This is a genomic window from Streptomyces sp. NPDC058812, from assembly GCF_042744565.1.
Lineage (GTDB): Bacteria > Actinomycetota > Actinomycetes > Streptomycetales > Streptomycetaceae > Streptomyces > Streptomyces thinghirensis.
This window is the reverse complement of sequence record NZ_JBHYOB010000010.1, coordinates 32,624-47,903: the sequence shown is the minus strand read 5'-3', so window position 1 is coordinate 47,903 and position 15,280 is coordinate 32,624. Positions and strand designations below refer to the sequence as shown.

The window sequence follows — 15,280 nt, the reverse complement described above, 5'->3', positions numbered from 1 at the left end:
ACTTGCTGGGCAGACGTTTTGCATGGCGCCGGACTGTGCGACCCTCGCTTCCCTCCGTGCGCCGCCTCTCCGCCTCCCCGCCGGTCAGCGCCGCTCGGCACTCTGGAGGCGGCAGCGCCACCACATCGCTCGCCGGTCCCCGTCAGCCGACCCGCACTCGACGACCGGCGGGCGGTCGCCTGATTCGGGGGTTGACATGGTCACACGGAAGAACATCACGGGGAGGTTCGGCTCCGCCGCGGCCGGCATGCTGCTCGCCACGGGGGTGACGCTGGCCGCGCGCCGGCGAGGGCTGGAGAAGGCCCGTCTGTACGAGCGACAGCTGGAGCTGGAGGAGCTGGCGATCCGGCGCGAGTCGCTGCAGCAACAGCAGCGCATGCACTGGGAGTTGCTGGCCAGGGCGATCGACGACCCCTCCCTGGCCGAGGTCATCGACACGTACGACAAAGGCATCCCGGCGCAGAAGCGACGCCAGTTCTTCTACGCGAACGCGTGGTACGTCAACCTCTACCACCTCTACGAAGCGGGCCTCCTGGACCAGGAGGAGTTGTTCGGGCGCTTGCGCGAGCTCTTCCAGACCCCACTGATGCGGGAGTACTGGGAGGCCTCGAAGGAGCAGCGGGCGTCGCTCAAGGCGACATCCACCGAGTCACGCGTGGGCGGCATGGTGGACGGGCTCATCAAGGATCTGGACGAGGCCGACACGGACGAGTGGTGGGTCGTGGGCACGCCCCCATCCGTCTGACGCTCTGGGGGCGCAGGTCAATCTCAAGAGAGAACTGCTTCTCACGAGTGTCTTTCGGCCATGCAGTCACACCGGCCCCACCGATCCCAGTAACGTGCTCCCTAGCACAGTGCCCAACCTGTAAGGACCGGTACCCCTTGAAAATCGTGCGCCGCATCGGTGTGCCTCCAAGCTCGCGCGGCAGTACCTCGGGAGCCAGTTGTCCGGACCTCTTCGAGCTGAGCGACGGTAATTTCGCCGTCATCGGCACCGAGGCCACCGAGACCCTGGAGCGCGAACTCCCCGCCGATGCCTCCCGTGCGGGCTATGAACGCATCGTGGTCATCAGCAGGGAGACCCTGATCCGCGCCAAGGCGGACATTCCCGACGCCTGATCTCCCGCGGGCACGCGTCCACCCGCCCCGTATCCCGTCATGCCCTCCCGGCCGCACGCAACCGTCCACCGCGCCGGACCAGCCGTCCGTCGAGCCCTCGGCACCCCGTCCCGCTCGACGGCCCCACCGATGAGGCCTGGCGCCAGAACGGCACCAGGCCGCACGCGTTCCTCAGCCCGCCGCGGGCACCCCGACCGGCGCCCCCGGCCCCACATACCGCGCCGTCGGCCGGATGATCTTCGAATCCCGCGCCTGCTCCAGGATGTTCGCGCTCCAGCCCACCACCCGCGCCGCCGCGAACGTCGGTGTGAACATCTCGCGCGGCAGACCGCACAACTCCATGACCACGCCCGCGTAGAACTCGACGTTGGTGTGGAGCTCGCGACCCGGCTTCAGCTCCGCGAGGATCGCCTCGACCTGCCGCTCCACCTCGACGGCGAACTCCACGCGCGGACCGCCGAACCGCTGCGCCACCTCTCGGAGCATCCGGGAGCGCGGGTCCTCCGTGCGGTAGACCGCGTGGCCGAACCCCATGATGCGGTCACCGGCGAGCACCCGCTCACGGATCCAGGAGTCGACCCGGTCGGGAGTGCCGATCGCGTCCAGGGTGTCCAGCGCCCGGCTGGGCGCCCCGCCGTGCAGCGGGCCGGACAATGCCGACACCGCCCCGGCCAGGCAGGCGGCAACGTCCGCACCCGTCGAGGCGATGACCCGCGCGGTGAAGGTTGACGCGTTGAAGCCGTGATCAACGGTGGAGATCAGGTACTGCTCGATCGCCCGCGTCCGCCGCTCGTCCGGCTCCGTACCGGTCAGCATGTAGAGGTAGTTGGCGGCGTACGACAGATCCTCGCGAGGCTCCACGGGTTCGAGTCCCCGCCCCAACCGGTGCAGCGCGGTGAGCAGCGTCGGCACGGCCGCGGTGGCCACGAGGGTGTCCTGGCGGCGCTCGTCGGCCGACAGGTCGTACACGGGTTTGAAGCCCCGGGCCGCACCGAGCAGCGACAGGGCCGTGCGCATCCCGGCGAGCGGACCGGACCGTCCACCGGCCGCGGCGACGGCGGGCAGTGCCGTGCGTACCGCGTCGGGGAGCCGACGCATGGCCGCGGTCTCGGCGGCGAAGGCGGCACCGCGCCCGGCGTCCGGCAGTTCGCCGTGGACCAGGAGGTGCCAGACGTCCTCGAAGCCACGGCTCTGGGCGAGCTCGACGGCCGAGTACTGGCGGTAGTGGTAGAAGCCCTCGAGCCCCCGCACGTCACCGACCTCGGTGTCGGCCACCACGACACCCGCGAGCCCTCGCGGCACGTCGACGAGCGTTGCGGTGGCTGCGGTTCTGTTGACGGACATGATTACCTCCTTGGTCTTGAATTCACTGTCTATAGTTGACTCAACTTCTGTCAATATTGATTGAATCAATATCTACACAAGGCAACCGTCACGATCGATACGGTGACCCCCATGCGCGATCAAGAGCCCGAGCACCCCGCCGCCGGTGAGCGGCGCCTGACCACCAAGGAGGCGGCCGAACTGCTCGGCGTGAAACCCGAGACCGTGTACGCGTACGTCAGCCGCGGCCAGCTCGGCAGCCGACGCACGCCCGGCGGCCGGGGCAGCACCTTCGACGCGAAGGAGGTGCGGGCGCTCGCCCGGCGCAACCGGCGCGACAGCGGCGCCCCCGCGGCCTCCGGCCAGGAGTTGGCCGTGCGCACCCGCATCACACTCATCGAGAGCGACCGGTTCTACTACCGGGGCGTCGACGCGGTCGAACTCGCCGCGCGCCACAGCTACGAAGAGGTGGCCGAGTGGCTCTGGACCGGGCGGTTGCGCCCCGGCATCGCCTTCACCGCGCCCGAGGCATCCGCGGCCGCCGCCCGCCGGGCCGTCGACGCCCTGCCCGAGCACGCCGGACCCACCGACCGGCTGCGCGTCGCGGCCATCGCCGCCGCGGCCGCGGACCCACTCCGCTTCGACCTGTCCGAGGACGCCGTGCTGGGCACCGCGCGCATCCTCATCCCCACCCTCGTCGCCGCGCTGCCACCCGTATTGCACACCGGGCACGACCAGGGCCCCCTCGCCCATCGCCTGTGGACGCGGCTCAGCGGACGGCCCGCCGACGAGGCGGCGCTGCACGCCCTCGACACGGCGCTCTCCCTGCTCGTCGACCACGACCTGGCGGCCTCCACGCTCGCCGTACGTGTCGCCGCGTCGGCCCGGGCGCACGCCTACGCGGCCGTGTCCGCCGGGCTCGGCGTGATCGAGGGCCCGTTGCACGGCGCGGCCGGCGGCCTCGCCCACCGGCTGCTGCTGGAGGTGCTCGACCAGGGCAGCGCGGCGCCGGTGGTGGCGGAGGAACTGCGGGCCGGGCGCCGCATCCCGGGACTCGGCCACCGGCTCTACCCCGGCGAGGATCCACGCGCGCGTGCCCTCTTCGCGCTCCTGGACGACATCCCCCGGGCGGCGCCCGCGCTCGCGGCGGCCCGTGACATCCAGGCCACCGCGGCCCGCCACACCCCGCTGAACGCCAACGTCGACCTGGCGCTCGCCGTGCTCACCGCGTCCTGCGGCATGCCTCCCACCGCAGCCGAGACCATCTTCGCCGTGGCCCGTACGGCGGGCTGGATCGCGCACGCGCTGGAGGAGTACGGGGAGCGCCCCCTGCGCATGCGTCCGAGTGGGCTCTACTCGGGTCCGAGGCCGCCCCAGCCACTGCCGGAGTAGCGTTCAGGCGCGGCTGGAAGTCACCACGGCTCAAGTCAGGTTAGGCTCACCTCTGTGAGTACGTGCTCAACCGTCTCCCGGAACCTCGACGAGCCCGTTTCGGGCACCGCACCCGTCGCGAGGACCTGGTTGCTGCTCGAACAGCCCGGCCCGTGGGGCGCAAAGGCGCTCACTTCGAGCCACCTGGATCCCGCCCTGGGGCGCGCCCTGGAGGCGGCGGTGAAGGGCACGGGCGTGCGCATCGCGCTCATCCGCAGACCCGGGCGCCACGCGGACGCGAACCGTGGCGCCCCCGCCGAGCGCCGGGTGTACGCGGCCCACACGGTGCCGGGGAACGTGTGGTTGCACACCACAAGGCTCACCGACCCCCGCCGGCTGCTCACCCTTGATTTCGCCGCGCTCGGCAGGGGCGATCGCCGCGTCTTCGACTCGGCCCTCGAAGGCGCCCCCCACCCGGGCGCCCCGCTCGCTCTCGTCTGCACCAACGGCAAGCGCGACCGGTGTTGCGCGCTCCTCGGCAGGCCGCTGGCGGCCGAGCTCGCGGCGTCCGGGGCCGAGGGCGTGTGGGAGGTCACCCATCTGGGCGGTCACCGTTTCTCGCCGACAGTGCTCGTGCTGCCCCACGGATACGCGTACGGCCGGGTCCAGGCGCACACCGTCAAGGAGATCCTGCACGGTGCGGCGCGGGGGAGGATCGTCGTCGAGCGCTGCCGTGGGAACTGCGCGTGGGAGCGCCCCGGCCAGGCAGCCGAGCTGGCCGTGCGCGCCGCCGTGGACGAGGACGCGGCCCAGGCTCTCGACGTCGTACGGACGGACGGTGCCGCACCGCGCTGGGAGGTGACCCTGGCCCACGCCGACGGCCGGCACTGGCGGGTCACCGTCACGCAGGGCGCGTCGGCGCCGCCGCGTCCGGAGAGCTGCGGGGCCTCGGTGCTGGGCTCGCCGGCGCGGATGGAGGTCACCGCGGTGCGCGAACTGTCGGTGACGGCGGCGCTCGCGAGCTGACGTTCCGGCCCCGAGGGCGAGCGGGGCCGGCCCCGCGGTGGCGGCGACGGCTCGGGGAACGGCGTGGGAGCCGGGAGAGCGGCGCGGGCGCCCGGGGAACGGCGCAGGCCCCCTGGGTCAACGACACAAGCGCGGGACGGCGAGGCCCGGCCGAGTCACTCGCTCCGGAGCGCCCGGGAGATCCGCGCCACACCCCGTACGGCATGCCGCCGGCTCCCACGTACCGTCATGGGTATGAGCCCCACTCCCCCCGTACGCCGCCTGCGCCTCGGCCTGCCGCGGCGGGTGTTCTCGCAGGTGCTGCTGATGCAGCTGGCGATCGCCGCGGGAGTCGCCGTACTCGCGACCGGGCTGTTCCTGGCGCCGCTCGGTGACCAGCTGGACGACCAGGCGATGCGCCGTGCTCTCGCGATCGCGCAGACCACCGCGCAGCAGCCGCAGGTCGTACGGGACCTGCGGACCACCCGGCCGGCGCCGAACGGCCCGGTGCAGCGGGAAACGGAGCGGATCCGGAAGGCCACCAAGGCGGAGTACGTCGTCGTGATGGACCGGCGGGGCGTGCGATGGTCGCACACCGATCCGGACCGGATCGGCGACGTCGTCTCGACCGACCCCGGGCAGGCCCTGGCGGGCCGCGAGATCATGGAGATCGACGACGGCACCCTGGGACGGTCCGCGCGCGGCAAGGTGCCGCTGCGTGACGGCGACGGCGACATCGTCGGCGCGGTCTCGGTCGGCATCGCGTACGACAGCGTCCGGGCCCGGCTGATCCACGCCATCCCGGGGCTGTTCGCGTACGCCGGCGGTGCGCTGGCCGTGGGCGCGCTGGCCGCCTGGCTCATCTCGCGCCGGGTCCAGCGGCAGACCCGTGACCTGGCCTTCTCGGACATCGCGGGGCTGCTCGCGGAGCGCGAGGCGATGCTGCACGGCATCCGGGAGGGTGTCGTCGCCCTGGACCGCGGCGGCAGGGTGCGATTGCTCAACGACGAGGCGCAACGCCTGCTGGGCATCGGTGGCGAGGCCGTCGGCTGCTCCCCCGACGAGGCGCTCGGTGCGGGGCGTACGGCCGACGTCCTGGCCGGCCGGGTGACCGGCACCGACCTGCTGACCGTGCGCGGCCAGCGGGTCCTGGTCGCCAACCGGATGCCCACCGACGACGGCGGAGCCGTCGCCACCTTGCGCGACCGCACGGAGCTGGAGCAGCTCGGACGGGAACTGGACTCGACACGCGGCCTCATCGACGCCCTGCGCGCGCAGGATCACGAGCACGCCAACCGTATGCACACCCTGCTGGGTCTGCTCGAACTGGAGATGTACGACGACGCCGTGGAGTTCGTCGGCGAGGTGGTCGGCGACCACCGGGTCACCGCGGAGCAGATCACCGAGCGGATCCAGGACCCCCTCCTCGCCGCCCTGCTGGTCGGCAAGGCGACCGTCGCGGCCGAACGCGGAGTCGTGCTGTGGGTGTCCGACCGGACGCGACTGCCCGATCGTCTGGTCGACCCCGGAGGGCTCGTCACGGTCGTCGGCAACCTGGTCGACAACGCACTCGACGCCGTCGCGGGCGAGCCGCACGCGCGCGTGGAGGTCGAATTGCGTGCGCGGGGACGTGCCGCCACGCTCCGGGTGCGTGACACGGGGCCCGGGATTCCCGCGGAACACCGTGAGCTGGTGTTCACGGCGGGATGGTCCACCAAGGAGCCGCCGGCGCACCGCCAGCGCGGCATCGGGCTGTCGCTGGTACGCAGGCTCGCCGAGCGGCAGGGCGGCAGCGCCACCGTCCGTGAGGCGCACGGCGGGGGCGCGGAGTTCGTCGTCGTCCTGCCCGAGGCACTGGCCGAACCGGACCTGGCCCCCGACCTCACCACCCCGGCCCTCACCGCCCCCACCCCCACCCTCACCGCCCCCGTGAACACCACTGCCGAGGAGGAGTCCCGATGATCGAGGTCCTGGTGGTGGACGACGACACGCGGGTCGCGCGGGTCAACGCCGCCTATGTCGAGAAGGTTCCGGGCTTCCATGTCGCCGGCGAGGCGCACAGCGCGCTGGAGGCGCTGCACAGGGTGGAGACGCTGCCCCGCCTGGACCTGATCCTGCTGGACCACTACCTGCCCGACCGGACCGGCCTGGAGGTCGTCCAGGAGATGCGGCGGCGCGGCCACCAGACCGACGTGATCATGGTGACGGCGGCCCGGGACGTGACGACCGTCCAGGCGGCGATGCGTCAGGGGGCGCTGCAGTACCTGGTCAAGCCGTTCGCGTTCGCGGGGCTGCGCGCCAAGCTCGAGGCGTACGCGGAGCTGCGGCGCACTCTCGACGGCGGTGGTGAGGCGGAGCAGGCGGAGGTCGACCGCATCTTCGGCGCCCTGTCGGCACCGTCGGAGCCGGGGCTGCCCAAGGGGCACTCCCCCACCACCGCCGAGCTCGTACGCCAGTGCCTGATGAAGGCCGACAGTGCGCTCTCCGCCCAGGAGATCGCCGAACGGACCGGGGTGAGCCGCCAGACCGCTCAGCGCTATCTGAAGCTCCTGGAGCGCACGGGACGGGCCAGGCTGACCCTCAAGTACGGCGACGCCGGCCGTCCGGAGCACCGCTACGAGTGGGCGACCCGCCCCTGAGAGGCGTCGGGCCGATCGCGCCGCCGCCTCCTACACGGCCCCCGCCCCGGTCAGCGACCGCACCTCCGTCTCGGCGTGCTTGGCCTCGTCCGGGACCTCCCGCGAGGTGACCGTGCCGAGCCAGCCCGCGACGAAGCCCAGCGGAATCGACACCAGGCCGGGGTTCTGCAGTGGGAAGTACTGGAAGTCGACGCCCGGGAACAGCGCCTGCGGGCTGCCCGACACCACCGGGGACAGCAGCACGAGCACCACGGAGGGGACAAGGCCGCCGTACACGGCCCACATGGCACCGCGCGTGGTGAAGCCGCGCCAGAACAGCGAGTAGAGCAGCACCGGCAGATTGGCGGACGCGGCGACGGCGAAGGCCAGGCCCACCAGGAACGCGACGTTGAGGTCGCGGGCTAGCAGGCCGAGAGCGATCGCCACGGCGCCGATTCCGACGGCGGCGACACGCGCCACGGCGACCTCACTGCGCGGCTTCGCGTCGCGGCGCCGCAGGGACGCGTACAGGTCGTGGGCCACGGACGCCGAGGAGGCCAGGGTGATACCGGCGACCACCGCGAGGATGGTGGCGAACGCGACGGCGGCGACGACCGCGAACAGGACCGTTCCCCCGGTGGACCCCGCGCCGCCGCCCAGGTCGAGGGCGAGCAGCGGGACCGCCGTGTTCCCGGCGGCGTTCGACGCTCGTACGGCACCGGGACCGACCAGGGCGGCGGCGCCGAACCCGAGCACGATCGTCATCAGGTAGAAGCCGCCGATGAGGCCGATGGCCCAGACGACGGACCGCCTCGCCGCCCGGGCGGTGGGCACGGTGTAGAAGCGGGACAGGATGTGCGGCAGCCCGGCCGTGCCCAGCACCAGAGCGAGCCCCAGACTGATGAAGTCGAAGCGCGAGGTCCAGTCCCCGCCGTACGCCAGCCCGGGCGCCAGGAACGCCTCGCCGTGACCGCTGCGTTCGGCCGCCGTGCGCAGCAGCCGGTCGAAGTCGCCGTGGAAGCGCACCAGGACGAGCGCGGTCAGCGCCACGGTGCCGCCGAGCAGCAGCACGGCCTTCACGATCTGGACCCAGGTGGTGGCCCGCATCCCTCCCAGCGACACGTAGATCACCATGAGGGCGCCGACGCCGATGACCGTCCAGGTCCGTGCCGCCTCGGTCGTACCGCCGAGCAGCAGTGCGACCAGACTGCCCGCGCCCACCATCTGCGCCACCAGGTACATCACGGACACGGTGACCGACGAGGTTCCCGCCGCGATCCGCACCGGTCGCTCCCGCATCCGTGCCGCCAGGACGTCGGCGAGGGTGAACCTTCCGCAGTTGCGCACCAGTTCGGCGACGAGGAACAGCACGACGAGCCAGGCGACCAGAAAGCCCACCGAGTACAGCATGCCGTCGTAGCCGTAGAGCGCGATGAGCCCCGAGATGCCGAGGAAGGAAGCGGCCGACATGTAGTCGCCGGCGATGGCGAAACCATTCTCCATCGGGGAGAACAGGCGGCCGCCCGCGTAGAACTCCTCCGCCGAGCCCTGCCTCTTGCGGCTCACCCACGTGGTGATCGCCAGGGTGACGGCGACGAATGTGCTGAACAGCAGCAGTGCCAGCGTCTGGTGGTCGCCCCTCACGACGCACCGCCTCGCACTCCGCGCGTCAGTTCCTGGGTGTCCCAGCGCAGTTCGAGCGCGGCCCGGTCCCTGCGCAGCCGGGCGTGCCGGGCGTACGCCCAGGTGAGAAGGAACGTGGTGAGGAACTGCCCGAGTCCGGCGACCATCGCCACGTTCAACGCTCCGGCCACCGGCCGGGCCATCAGCGTGGGCGCCGTCGTGGCGGCCACCACATAGGCGACGTACCACACGAGGAAGGCGGCTACCGCCGGCACCACGAACCTCCGGTACCGGCTGCGCACCTCCTGGAAGGCCGCGCTGCGCTGGACCTCCAGGTACACGTCGGCCGCGCCCCGGGGCGGCTCTCCCGCCGGTTCCCGGCGCGCCGAGGGGAGCGCGGGCTCCGGTACCCCCGTGCCGACCGACTCACCCCAGCCGGAGGCGAGGGCGTCGTACCACGGGTCGTCGTATCCCGGGCTCGGAGACGCGTCGGCGGAGGCGCCGTCCGGGGCGTCGCGGTGGTCGACCGCGCTTTCGGGACCACCCCAGGCACCGCTGAGGCGATCGTTGCTTGGCTGCATGCCCAAGGATGGACAGAACGGGTAGATCCCCGGCTCTTCTTCCCCTCGCACTTCACCCCATCAGGTGACTGTGTCCGGGGTGCCGCACGAGCCCTTTCCCGTACGCGTAACGCAGTCCGACCCCGGTCCTTGAGCCTCACCGGGCCCGGGGTTGTCGACCCCGGGTCCGGCTCGAAGGCTACGTACGGTTACGGACCGTTACGCGTCGATGCGCGACCGGTCGAGCGTCGCCGCCGAACTGGAGATGAACTCCTTGCGGGGAGCGACGTCGTTGCCCATCAGCAGGTCGAAGACCTGCTCGGCGGAGTCCAGATCGGTGAGGTTGATGCGGCGCAGGGTGCGCCGCCGCGGGTCCATGGTCGTCTCCGCCAGCTGGTCGGCGTCCATCTCACCCAGACCCTTGTAGCGCTGGATGGAGTCCTTGTACCGGATGTTCTTGCTCTGGAGCTCCATGAGCGTGTCGCGCAGCTCGCGGTCCGAGTACGTGTAGATGTACTTGTCCTGGCCCTTCTTGGGCTGGACGAGCTCGATGCGGTGCAGCGGCGGCACCGCGGCGAAGACCCGGCCCGCCTCCACCATGGGCCGCATGTAGCGGTGGAACAGGGTCAGCAGCAGGGTGCGGATGTGGGAGCCGTCCACATCGGCGTCGGTCATCATGATGATCTTGCCGTAGCGAGCCGCGTCGATGTCGAAGGTGCGGCCCGATCCGGCTCCTATGACCTGGATGATCGCGCCGCACTCGGCGTTCTTCAGCATGTCGGTCACGGACGACTTCTGGACGTTGAGGATCTTGCCGCGGATCGGCAGCAGCGCCTGGAACTCGGAGTTCCGGGCAAGCTTCGCCGTGCCCAGTGCGGAGTCGCCCTCGACGATGAACAGCTCGCTGCGGTCCACGTCGTCGCTGCGGCAGTCGGCGAGCTTCGCGGGCAGCGAGGAGGACTCCAGAGCCGTCTTGCGGCGCTGGGCGTCCTTGTGCTGACGGGCGGCGATGCGGGTACGGGCCGCCGCGACGGCCTTCTCCATGATCACCCGGGCCTGCTGGGCGGCATCGCGCTTGGTGGAGGTCAGGAACGCCTTGAGTTCCTTGGTGATGACGTTGTTCACGATCCGCCGGGCTGCCGAGGTGCCGAGGACCTCCTTGGTCTGGCCCTCGAACTGCGGCTCGGCGAGGCGGACCGTCACGACCGCCGTGAGGCCCTCCAGGGCGTCGTCCTTGACGATGTCGTCCTCGGCGACGCGCAGCATCTTCTTGGTCCGCAGCACCTCGTTCATCGTCTTGGCCACCGCTTGTTCGAAGCCCGCGACGTGGGTGCCGCCCTTGGGCGTGGCGATGATGTTGACGAACGACTTGAGGGTGGTGTCGTAACCGGTCCCCCAGCGCATCGCGACGTCGACGCCGAGGTCGCGGGTGACCTCGGTGGGCGTCATCTGGCCGTGCTCGTCGAGCACGGGGACCGTCTCCTTGAAGCTGCCGTTCCCGCTGAAGCGGAGGACGTCGCAGACGGGCCTGTCACTGGCCAGGAACTCGCAGAACTCACTGATGCCGCCGTCGAAGCGGAAGGACTCCTCACCCTTGCTGCCGCCGTCGCCGAGGCCGAACTCGTCACGGACGACGATGGTCAGTCCGGGCACCAGGAACGCGGTCTGGCGGGCCCGCTGGTGCAGGTTGTCCAGGGAGAGCTTGGCGTCCTTGAGGAAGATCTGCCGGTCGGCCCAGTACCGCACACGCGTCCCGGTGCGGCTCTTGGGGATCTTCTTGGCCTTGCGCAGCCCGCTCCCGGCCTCGAACTTGGCGTCCGGGCCCGTCCCGGTGAACGCGCCGGGAACGCCGCGCCGGAAGCTGATGGCGTTGGTGTGCCCGCTGCGGTCCACCTCGATGTCCAGCCGGGCGGACAGGGCGTTCACCACGGAGGCGCCGACGCCGTGCAGACCGCCGGAGGCCGCGTACGAGCCGCCGCCGAACTTGCCGCCGGCGTGCAACTTGGTCATGACGACCTCGACGCCGGACAGGCCGGTCTTGGGCTCGACGTCGACCGGGATGCCCCGGCCGTTGTCCCGGACCTCCACCGACGCGTCGTCGTGGAGGATCACCTCGATGTGGTCGCAGTAACCGCCGAGGGCTTCGTCGACGGAGTTGTCGATGATCTCCCACAGGCAGTGCATCAGGCCACGGCTGTCGGTCGATCCGATGTACATGCCCGGACGCTTGCGTACGGCCTCGAGCCCCTCGAGGACGAGCAGGTGCCGCGCGGTGTAGTTGGATCCGTCCCGGTCTGCTCCTGCCAGCAGCGCAGTGGACGGCACGGATGTCTCGGCGGTCACGCGGTTCGCTCCTCGCTGAATTTCAGATGGGGCCCCGCTGGGTAAGGGCGCGGCTCGGTTCACCGGTCAGAGGGTACCGAGGCCTGGTAGAGCCGTTGTAACGCCACCCTCGTCGAGGACACACCCTAGTCCAGCGTCGCATACCTGTTCGATCCCTCGATGGGGTGAAGTACACATCACGTTCCCTTCGAGGCATGAACCATTTAGGCTCCGGGCACGTCCTCATGAACAAACCGGCAACCCAGCCGGCGGGACTGACACTGACCGACTGCGCGAACCCGTACGACACAGAGACACGCAATACGGCACATTCGCCGCCAACCGGCAACAGCCTGCCCCTCGGAAAGTTTTTTCGAGGAAAAGCCACGAGCGGGAACGTTTTGGGGCTGGTTGGATGTTGACCCTGGTACGACAGCTCGTCGAGCTAGAGAAGAGGCGACGTGACTACTGTTCTGACTTCCGCAAGCCCGCTGACGGCCGCTGATCGCTGCGACCGCTGCGGCGCCCAGGCATACCTGCGCGTCGTCCTGCTGAGCGGCGGAGAACTGCTCTTCTGCGCCCACCATGGGCGCAAGTTCGAGCCGGAACTCAAGAAGATCGCCGCTGAGATACAGGACGAGACGGAGCGGCTGACGGCCGTTCCGGAATCTTCCCCGGAGGAAGAGCGCTGACGCTACGCGCCCGACGACGAGCCAGCCCGGCACAGGCCGAGGAACGGGCGGCCGCCCCCGACATCCGGAGGCGGCCGCCCGTGCTCGTACCCGGCAAGCTCTCAGAGGCCGTCAGACGCCCTCGCGCTGCCGCGAGGCGGAGTCCCATCCCAGCGTCCGCAGAACGGCGGAGACGCGCGTGTAGACCCCGGGACTGCCCGGACGCCCGCAGCCGCTCCCCCAGGACACGAGCCCGATGAGCCTCCCCTGGGCGACCAGCGGTCCTCCGCTGTCCCCCTGGCAGGCATCGCGGCCACCTGCGTTCTCCCCGGCACAGAGCATGCTGTCGGCGAGATACCGCCCATCGTCGCTTCCCGGGTACGCCCGCTCACAGAGCGCGTCCGGGAGTACGCGCACGCGTGCCGCCCGCAGGCCGTTCGCGTAGTCCCCGGCGCCCGAGGTGTCGCCCCATCCGTAGACGAGCGCTCCCGTCTCGGGTCCGTACGCGGGGTCGCCCTGCCCCGCCATCCCTATGACCGAGCCGGCGGGAAGGGCTCCGGAAAGCGTGAGCACCGCGAAGTCACCGGCGTTGCTGACGTCGTCGTGCGCCGGGTTCACCCAGACGTCGCGGACGGGAATCTCCTGCCCCCGGTCCGAGAGCAGGTCGGTACGGCCGGCGATGACCCGTAGGTCGCGCACCTGCTCGGGCGGCGACCCGAGAACCTCCTCGCCCAGGCAGTGGGCCGCCGTGAGCACGGTGGTGCGGCCGACGGCCACTCCCCCGCAGAACTGTCCCGCCCGCGTACCTCCGAACCGGTCACGGCTGGACAGGGCGACGGTCCACGGACTGTCGGACACTTCGACCGGAAAGCCTCCGACGACGATGCTGTCGGCGGACGCGGGGGCAACGGACACCAGCGGTATCGCGGTCGCCGCGGCCGCCAGGACCAGCGGCCGGGCCAGTGCCCGGGCAAAGAGGCGACGCATGCAGGCTCCTCACTCCGAGATGGTGATGGAACACCCAGAGTGATCCAGCCCGCCGCACCGCGCACCCGCTGGTCAACGCGAAGGCCCGATTCCCCACCTGGTGGAACCGGGCCCTGTCGCTCGTACGACCGCTCGAACGACCGCGACCTAGTCGAGGTAGTCGCGCAGCACCTGGGAGCGCGACGGGTGACGCAGCTTCGACATGGTCTTCGACTCGATCTGGCGGATGCGCTCACGCGTGACGCCGTACACCTTGCCGATCTCGTCGAGGGTCTTCGGCTGACCGTCGGTGAGACCGAAACGCATGGAGACGACGCCCGCCTCGCGCTCGGACAGGGTGTCGAGGACGGAGTGCAGCTGCTCCTGCAGGAGCGTGAAGCTGACCGCGTCGGCCGGAACGACCGCTTCGGAGTCCTCGATGAGGTCACCGAACTCGCTGTCGCCGTCCTCGCCCAGCGGGGTGTGCAGCGAGATGGGCTCGCGACCGTACTTCTGGACCTCGATGACCTTCTCCGGGGTCATGTCGAGTTCCTTGGCCAGCTCCTCCGGGGTGGGCTCGCGGCCCAGGTCCTGGAGCATCTGGCGCTGCACGCGCGCGAGCTTGTTGATGACCTCGACCATGTGCACCGGAATACGGATGGTGCGGGCCTGGTCGGCCATCGCGCGGGTGATCGCCTGACGGATCCACCAGGTGGCGTACGTGGAGAACTTGTAGCCCTTGGTGTAGTCGAACTTCTCCACCGCGCGGATCAGACCGAGGTTGCCCTCCTGGATGAGGTCCAGGAAGAGCATGCCGCGGCCGGTGTAGCGCTTGGCCAGGGAGACCACCAGGCGGAGGTTGGCCTCCAGGAGGTGGTTCTTGGCGCGGCGGCCGTCCTCGGCGATGATCTCCAGCTCACGCTTGAGCTTGGGCGCGAGCTTGTCGGAGTTCGCCAGCTTGTCCTCGGCGAACAGACCCGCCTCGATGCGCTTGGCGAGTTCGACCTCCTGCTCGGCGTTGAGCAGGGGGACCTTGCCGATCTGCTTGAGGTAGTCCTTGACCGGGTCGGCGGTGGCGCCGGCCGCGGCGACCTGCTGGGCCGGAGCGTCGTCCTCGTCGTCGTCGGACAGTACGAAACCCGCGTTCTCGGTGCCCTCGGGCTCCTCCGTCGCGGCCTTCGGCTCCTCGACCGCCTCGTCCTCGAGAAGCTCGCCGTCTTCCTTCTTGGCGGTGGTCTTCTTGGCCGCCGTCTTCTTGACGGTCGTCTTCTTCGCTGCCGCCTTCTTGGCGGTCGTCTTCTTGGCCGCCGCCTTCTTGGCGGGCGCCTCTTCCTCGACGGCGGGGTCGGTGGCGGGCGCCGCCGGGGCGGCGGGGTCGGTGGCCTTCCTGCTGGTCACCGTCTTCGCCGCTACCGCCTTGGTGGCGGTGCGCTTGGCGGGACTCTTCGCTGCGACGCTCTTACGGGTGCGCTTGGGCTCTGCGGCACTGACCATCAGCGTCACACCCTCTTCCTCGAGGATCTGGTTGAGGCTGCGCAGTACGTTCTTCCACTGAGTGGCCGGAATCTGGTCAGCTTCGAAGGCCCGACGCACGTCGTCGCCGGCGATCTGCCCCTCAGCCTTTCCCCGCTCAATGAGCGCCATGACAGAGACGGACTCGGCGATCTCCGGCGGGAGCGTACGGGATGTGCTGGCCGACACG

General features: G+C 70.7%; 13 protein-coding genes. 7 read left to right on the top strand and 6 right to left on the bottom strand.

Translation table 11 applies throughout. From position 1 onward, the window contains the following. The first annotated feature begins 196 nt into the window (after positions 1-196). Positions 197-745 carry a DUF6082 family protein gene (locus tag ACFW48_RS21710; protein WP_386316923.1) on the top strand — a complete coding sequence of 183 codons (549 nt, stop codon included), beginning with the start codon at positions 197-199 and terminating at the stop codon, positions 743-745. Positions 746-882: 137 nt separating this feature from the next. Continuing rightward, the gene (locus tag ACFW48_RS21705; RefSeq protein WP_121749648.1) at positions 883-1,119 is read left to right on the top strand and encodes a hypothetical protein; all 237 of its coding nucleotides are present in this window, start codon (positions 883-885) and stop codon (positions 1,117-1,119) included. 171 nt (positions 1,120-1,290) lie between these two features. Here the strand turns inward: ACFW48_RS21705 and ACFW48_RS21700 are convergent, their stop codons facing one another. After that, on the bottom strand, positions 1,291-2,463 hold the full coding sequence (locus ACFW48_RS21700) for a citrate synthase/methylcitrate synthase (RefSeq protein ID WP_386316921.1): 1,173 nt from the start codon (positions 2,461-2,463) through the stop codon (positions 1,291-1,293). Positions 2,464-2,574: 111 nt separating this feature from the next. On the opposite strand from ACFW48_RS21700, the gene ACFW48_RS21695 reads away from it, so the two are divergent. From ACFW48_RS21695 to ACFW48_RS21680, 4 genes are all read left to right on the top strand, one after another. Continuing rightward, positions 2,575-3,834: a citrate synthase gene (locus ACFW48_RS21695; RefSeq protein ID WP_386316919.1), complete on the top strand. Its 1,260-nt coding sequence runs from the start codon at positions 2,575-2,577 to the stop codon at positions 3,832-3,834. Between the two features lie 54 nt (positions 3,835-3,888). After that, entirely contained in the window at positions 3,889-4,839 is a 951-nt protein-coding gene (locus ACFW48_RS21690) for a sucrase ferredoxin (RefSeq protein ID WP_386316917.1), read from the top strand. 234 nt (positions 4,840-5,073) lie between these two features. Then, positions 5,074-6,780 carry an ATP-binding protein gene (locus ACFW48_RS21685; protein WP_386316916.1) on the top strand — a complete coding sequence of 569 codons (1,707 nt, stop codon included), beginning with the start codon at positions 5,074-5,076 and terminating at the stop codon, positions 6,778-6,780. Continuing rightward, a complete protein-coding gene (locus tag ACFW48_RS21680) occupies positions 6,777-7,457 on the top strand; it encodes a response regulator (RefSeq protein WP_386316914.1) in 681 nt (226 codons plus the stop codon). The genes ACFW48_RS21685 and ACFW48_RS21680 overlap by 4 nt, the downstream gene beginning before the upstream one ends. Positions 7,458-7,487: 30 nt before the next feature. Here the strand turns inward: ACFW48_RS21680 and ACFW48_RS21675 are convergent, their stop codons facing one another. From ACFW48_RS21675 to ACFW48_RS21665, 3 genes are all read right to left on the bottom strand, one after another. Next, a complete protein-coding gene (locus tag ACFW48_RS21675) occupies positions 7,488-9,080 on the bottom strand; it encodes a cation acetate symporter (RefSeq protein ID WP_386316912.1) in 1,593 nt (530 codons plus the stop codon). Then, positions 9,077-9,640: a DUF485 domain-containing protein gene (locus ACFW48_RS21670; protein ID WP_386316910.1), complete on the bottom strand. Its 564-nt coding sequence runs from the start codon at positions 9,638-9,640 to the stop codon at positions 9,077-9,079. The genes ACFW48_RS21675 and ACFW48_RS21670 overlap by 4 nt, the downstream gene beginning before the upstream one ends. Before the next feature lie 198 nt (positions 9,641-9,838). Further along, positions 9,839-11,962 carry a type IIA DNA topoisomerase subunit B gene (locus tag ACFW48_RS21665; RefSeq protein ID WP_386316908.1) on the bottom strand — a complete coding sequence of 708 codons (2,124 nt, stop codon included), beginning with the start codon at positions 11,960-11,962 and terminating at the stop codon, positions 9,839-9,841. 440 nt (positions 11,963-12,402) lie between these two features. Between ACFW48_RS21665 and ACFW48_RS21660 the strand changes: the two genes are divergently transcribed. Then, the gene (locus tag ACFW48_RS21660; RefSeq protein WP_055419847.1) at positions 12,403-12,633 is read left to right on the top strand and encodes a hypothetical protein; all 231 of its coding nucleotides are present in this window, start codon (positions 12,403-12,405) and stop codon (positions 12,631-12,633) included. Positions 12,634-12,744: 111 nt separating this feature from the next. Here the strand turns inward: ACFW48_RS21660 and ACFW48_RS21655 are convergent, their stop codons facing one another. Together ACFW48_RS21655 and ACFW48_RS21650 are read right to left on the bottom strand one after the other, a co-directional pair. Beyond that, positions 12,745-13,599: a S1 family peptidase gene (locus ACFW48_RS21655; protein WP_386316906.1), complete on the bottom strand. Its 855-nt coding sequence runs from the start codon at positions 13,597-13,599 to the stop codon at positions 12,745-12,747. 147 nt (positions 13,600-13,746) lie between these two features. Next, complete coding sequence (locus ACFW48_RS21650; RefSeq protein WP_386316904.1) at positions 13,747-15,279, bottom strand: RNA polymerase sigma factor; 1,533 nt, start codon at positions 15,277-15,279, stop codon at positions 13,747-13,749. Between the last annotated feature and the right edge of the window lies 1 nt (position 15,280).

Excerpts from the sequence above, each read along its gene's own strand:
- ACFW48_RS21710 (WP_386316923.1), top strand. The coding sequence starts at position 197 with ATGGTCACACGGAAGAACATCACGGGGAGGTTCGGCTCCGCCGCGGCC.
- ACFW48_RS21700 (WP_386316921.1), bottom strand. The coding sequence starts at position 2,463 with ATGTCCGTCAACAGAACCGCAGCCACCGCAACGCTCGTCGACGTGCCG.
- ACFW48_RS21695 (WP_386316919.1), top strand. The coding sequence starts at position 2,575 with ATGCGCGATCAAGAGCCCGAGCACCCCGCCGCCGGTGAGCGGCGCCTG.
- ACFW48_RS21685 (WP_386316916.1), top strand. The coding sequence starts at position 5,074 with ATGAGCCCCACTCCCCCCGTACGCCGCCTGCGCCTCGGCCTGCCGCGG.
- ACFW48_RS21680 (WP_386316914.1), top strand. The coding sequence starts at position 6,777 with ATGATCGAGGTCCTGGTGGTGGACGACGACACGCGGGTCGCGCGGGTC.
- ACFW48_RS21670 (WP_386316910.1), bottom strand. The coding sequence starts at position 9,640 with ATGCAGCCAAGCAACGATCGCCTCAGCGGTGCCTGGGGTGGTCCCGAA.
- ACFW48_RS21655 (WP_386316906.1), bottom strand. The coding sequence starts at position 13,599 with ATGCGTCGCCTCTTTGCCCGGGCACTGGCCCGGCCGCTGGTCCTGGCG.